The following is a 4,583-nucleotide window of genomic DNA, read 5'->3' as shown; positions in this document are numbered from 1 at the left end:
AAAGCAATATCCTAACAAATAATAGAATTCTGTTACCTATGTCACCTCTGTGCCTTTGTGGTCAACCGAAAAAATGTGGTTAGAAAGGTCAAAAGCGAATTTCGGGAGTACCGGAAGCGAAAGAATTAAAAAAAGCTAAAAAGAGAGAAGAAAATAGGGGACTAAATTGAAATGCTGTGACTATAGTATGTTGAACTATTGCCATGTTAAAACTGTAATGTGTTTTCGCTAATTGACTAGGTTTCTTAACACAAAAAATCTACCGAAGTACCTAAAACATTAGTCGATACTGTACCAAATTCTTCGAGAATGTACTCGCTTGTCAATCTTTACCTCAATCTACTTTATGTGGTAAGTTTTCGTTAAACCGCAATGGAAGTTTCTTGTTAGCGCCTATTTTTGAATTGCCTTCAAAGTGCTACCAATGAAAAAACACTTAGCTTTTTTGCTCGTTTTCTGCACAACACTTGTTTTTTCGCAATCTGATGTGAAAGCCGATTTCGATTTTGAACTCCAAAACAAAGGTTCGTTCTCCAGTTGGTATTCATTTGGAAGTACCGATTACCTGGTTTCAGCCGATTCCATCCAAACGTATAACGGCAAATACAGTGCGGCCCTATCGTACCAGGGAACCAATTACGATTATAAAGCTATTGGCTATACTTTACCCCAAAATTACGCCGGTAAAACGATAACAGTTTCCGCATATATCAAAACAGAAAACGTAAAAAATGGCTATGCAGGAATTTGGATTCGAATTGATCCTAATATAGCCATCGACAATATGAGTAATGCCGGAATTAAAGGCACTACCGACTGGAAAAAGCACGAACTCACGCTAGAACTTTCGCCCGAAAATACCACGCAAATTGCCTTAGGTGGTTTACTAGTAGGTTCCGGTAAAATGTGGATCGACCAGCTGCGCGTAAGCATTGACGGTGTAGATGTTACCCAAGCTAAGGTTTTTCAAAAACAAAAATTCCCAGCAGACTACGACCAATCTTTCGATAGCGGTTCCAATATTCAATCTATTCCTACCGATGAAATAACTATAGCACGTTTAGAAAAACTGGGTCTGATTTGGGGTTTTCTCAAATACTATCATCCCAATTGTGCTTCAGGCAACTATCAAATGGATATCGAACTGTTGCGAGTTTTACCCAAAGTACTTCAAACACAAGGTTCAGCGGAATTTAATGCATGCCTAAGTAATTGGGTTCGCAGTTTTGGAACAATCGAAAAACGCAAAAAGAATGGACTGCGCGACTCCCAAGTTAAAATACTACCCGATTTTAGTTGGTTTACTTCTTCAGGGTTTTCACTGGAATTAATTACGCTTTTACAAGAGATTGAATCTGCGGAACGTACACAAAAGCACTACAATGTCGACTTCTATCCTGAAGTTGGAAATCCGCGATTCACTAACGAAAGGGACTACGAAGAAATGTTGCATCCCGACGCAGGTTTCCGACTTGTTTCGTTATTTCGGTATTGGAATATGGTGCAGTATTTTTTTCCATACAAATATGCCATTGACGAAAATTGGCAGGCGGTTTTAAAGACGTTCATACCCAAATTTCTGAATGCAAAAAATGAGACGGAATACACAATCGCTGTTTTGCAACTCATTACACAAATACAAGATACGCACGCAACTTTATTGAACAAAAGTGAGGTTTTGAACACCTATTTTGGTGCTCGGTATGCCGTAGCAAAAGTTGCATTTGTAGAGAATCGAGCCGTAGTAGCCGACTTTTACGATGACGAATTGGGAGCAAAATCGGGTTTGAAACGCGGCGATGTGATTGCGAAAATAGATGGAAAGTTGGTTGACAATATTGTAAACGAACGACTATCAGTTACACCAGCTTCGAATTTGCCTACCAAACTACGCAATATTGCCACGAATTTGCTGCGAACTAACGAAACAAAAATGCGTTTAGAAATTGTACGAAAGGGCAAATGGGAAAGTATAGAAGTTTCTACTTTTTCTCCTACGGAAATCGACGTTTACGGTAGATTAAACAAAGTGGATACCTGCTTCAAATGGATCGACACTGATGTTGCCTACCTAAATAATGGAAGCTTAAAAAGAGCGTATCTCCCTAAAATTTGGCAAGAAATAAGAAAGTCGAAAGCACTGATTATTGACGCTCGTAATTATCCTTCAGATTTTCCGTTGGAAGTGCTTTCGCGGTATTTACTACCCAAGAAAATTGCCTTTGCCAAGTTTACCAATACTAATTTAAAGCGTCCAGGAACATTTACATTTACCAAGCCAATGTTCACGGGCATTCGCAATCGAGATTATTACAAAGGGAAGGTGATTATTTTAGTAAACGAGCAAACACAGAGCTCCGCTGAATTCCATGCTATGGCGTATCAAACCCATCCAAATGCCATAATCGTGGGTACAACCACAGCAGCGGCCGATGGAAATGTATCTAATTTGGTGTTGCCCGGCGGTATTTATTCCTCGTTTACCGGCATTGGCGTGTACTATCCCGACGGTCGAGAAACGCAACGGATAGGAATAGTGCCCGATGTTGATGTAAAACCCACTGTCCAAGACATTGAAGCTGGTCGGGATACTATTCTTGAAAAAGCTATAGAAATAGCTAAAAATAGGTAAATGTGGATGTAAGAAGCCGTTACAAAAATCTAGTTAGAAGATTTTTAGATATAGAATTTAATTTTAGACAGTCGAATCTTTAATTAATTTTTTTACGAGCCTTTGTATTCCTTATCCCGTAGCAAAACACAAAACTGATAGAACTATTAACAACATTTCTACCAGTTTTAAACTCAATCGGGAAGTACTAGGTATTATCCCATGGAATGAAAACCAATTTTGTTTCCTTCTGAGTCGATAAAAAGTGCAATGAAGCCGTTGCCACCTATGGCAGTTTTCGGCAAAATCACTTTTCCACCGGCAGTTTCTACTCTGTTTAACGGTACGGAAAGGTCGTTTCCGCCGTCAAGGTAAATAGTTGTCCCCGTTGTGGAAGGAACAAAGTTTTCTCCGATACCAATTGCTCCGCCAAATCCGCCTGTTTGAGGGTCAGCGGGCAGATAGGCGTATTGCCTGTTCGGGTCGTCGTGAATTTGCACGTCTAGAACTTTTGCATAAAAAGTTTTTGCTCTTTCGAAGTCTGTTGCTGGGATTTCAAACCAATTTAATGTAGTTACCATATTTATTAAGATTAAGTTGTTTTACTTTAGTTTTTTAGGGAATAAGAACAATTTTTCCGGTCGTTTTTCTGTTTTCTAACTTATGATGCGCTTCGGCAGCATCTTTTAAAGAAAAGGTTTGTCCGATGTGTACTTTTAGCTTTCCCGCAGCCGTTTGGGAAAACAGATAGTGGTAGGCTTCCTGCATTAAATCGGATTTCGAAAAGTAGCTAGCTAAACCAAAACCGAGCAGCGATTGATTGTGATTGACAAGCGTAAAGGCTTCAACGGCTGTAGATCCACCGCTTGGATTTCCGAAATTTATCAGCTTGCCAAAAGGCGCTAGACAAGAAACGCTTGCACGCAAAATTTCGCCTCCTGTTGAATCAATTATTAAATCAACTCCGGATCCAGTGGTTGCTTCAAGTACTTTTTTCGGCCAGTTATCTTCTGTATAATTTATCAGTACGTCGGCTCCCAATGATTTTGCTAAAGCTAATTTTTCAGTCGTACTTGCGGTTGCAATTATTTTGCTTGCACCCATTTCTTTTGCAATTTGTACCAGTAGTGTTCCTACGCCACCGGCCGCGGCATGAATAAGTACGGTTTGTCCGGCTTGTAATTTCGCTCTGTTTTTCAACATTAAGAACGCGGTTAATCCTTGAACTTGTAATGCCAACGACTCTTGTGCTGATATACTAGGTGGAAGTACAGCTGCTAAATAAGAAGCGGTAACGGCATATTCCGCGTAACCACCGCCGTCCGGAAGCATGGCTACCACGCGATCACCGAGAGAAATATTTTCGACGTTGGTTCCGACTTCGGTAACGATACCTGCCACTTCAAAACCCGGTAAATAAGGTAAAGGAACAGGAAATACATATTGATTTCTTCTTTGCATGGCGTCGGAGAAATTCACTCCCGCGGCTTCTACTTTAATGACTATTTGTCCGCTGCCAGCAGTGGGCTTAGGTACGTCGTGGAGGACTAATTGTTCAGGTGCTCCAAATTCATTTACGATTATTTGTTTCATGGTTTTGTTGTGTTTTCGATTAGTTTGCTACCACTTCGTAAGTGGCATTTATGTTTCCTTTTGTTGCTTTAGAATAGGAACAAATTGATTTCGCAGTTTCTACTAATCTGTTTGCCGTATTGTAATCCACGTCGTCAATTTTTACGAGCAATTGTGCACCGAGATCAAAATTTCCATTCTCCTGTAAAACCGCAATTTTTGCAGTTACATGAACTGAACCTATTTGAACTTTTTCTATTCCCGCGGCAACGCTAACGCTAGTGCCAAAGCAAGCCCACCAAGCCGCGGCGAAAAGTTGTTCTGGATTGGTGGCATCGCCAGTTCCTCCCATTTCTTTGGGAAATCGGATGTCAAGATCCAATAAACCATCGGATGATTT

Annotated in this window: 4 protein-coding genes; 1 reads left to right on the top strand and 3 read right to left on the bottom strand. The window is 40.4% G+C overall.

Translation table 11 applies throughout. The features are described from left to right. The first annotated feature begins 424 nt into the window (after positions 1-424). Positions 425-2,632: a S41 family peptidase gene (locus tag ACOVQQ_RS11495; RefSeq protein WP_421818321.1), complete on the top strand. Its 2,208-nt coding sequence runs from the start codon at positions 425-427 to the stop codon at positions 2,630-2,632. Positions 2,633-2,826: 194 nt separating this feature from the next. Here ACOVQQ_RS11495 and ACOVQQ_RS11490 read toward each other — a convergent pair whose 3' ends face one another. The 3 genes from ACOVQQ_RS11490 to ACOVQQ_RS11480 form a co-directional block, all read right to left on the bottom strand. Further along, positions 2,827-3,192, bottom strand: a complete 366-nt coding sequence (locus ACOVQQ_RS11490) for a VOC family protein (RefSeq protein ID WP_421818320.1) — start codon at positions 3,190-3,192, stop codon at positions 2,827-2,829. A 34-nt stretch (positions 3,193-3,226) separates the two neighbouring features. Beyond that, on the bottom strand, positions 3,227-4,204 hold the full coding sequence (locus tag ACOVQQ_RS11485) for a quinone oxidoreductase family protein (protein ID WP_421818319.1): 978 nt from the start codon (positions 4,202-4,204) through the stop codon (positions 3,227-3,229). Between the two features lie 19 nt (positions 4,205-4,223). Then, positions 4,224-4,583: Ohr family peroxiredoxin (locus tag ACOVQQ_RS11480; RefSeq protein ID WP_421818318.1), on the bottom strand; the 360-nt coding region annotated here is incomplete at its 5' end.

It is taken from the genome of Flavobacterium sp. (assembly GCF_049240005.1).
Taxonomy (GTDB): Bacteria; Bacteroidota; Bacteroidia; order Flavobacteriales; family Flavobacteriaceae; genus Flavobacterium.
This window is presented reverse-complemented; position numbering and strand designations above follow the sequence as displayed.

Coding starts and splice junctions, on each gene's coding strand:
- ACOVQQ_RS11485 (WP_421818319.1), bottom strand. CDS start 4,204: ATGAAACAAATAATCGTAAATGAATTTGGAGCACCTGAACAATTAGTC.
- ACOVQQ_RS11490 (WP_421818320.1), bottom strand. CDS start 3,192: ATGGTAACTACATTAAATTGGTTTGAAATCCCAGCAACAGACTTCGAA.
- ACOVQQ_RS11495 (WP_421818321.1), top strand. CDS start 425: ATGAAAAAACACTTAGCTTTTTTGCTCGTTTTCTGCACAACACTTGTT.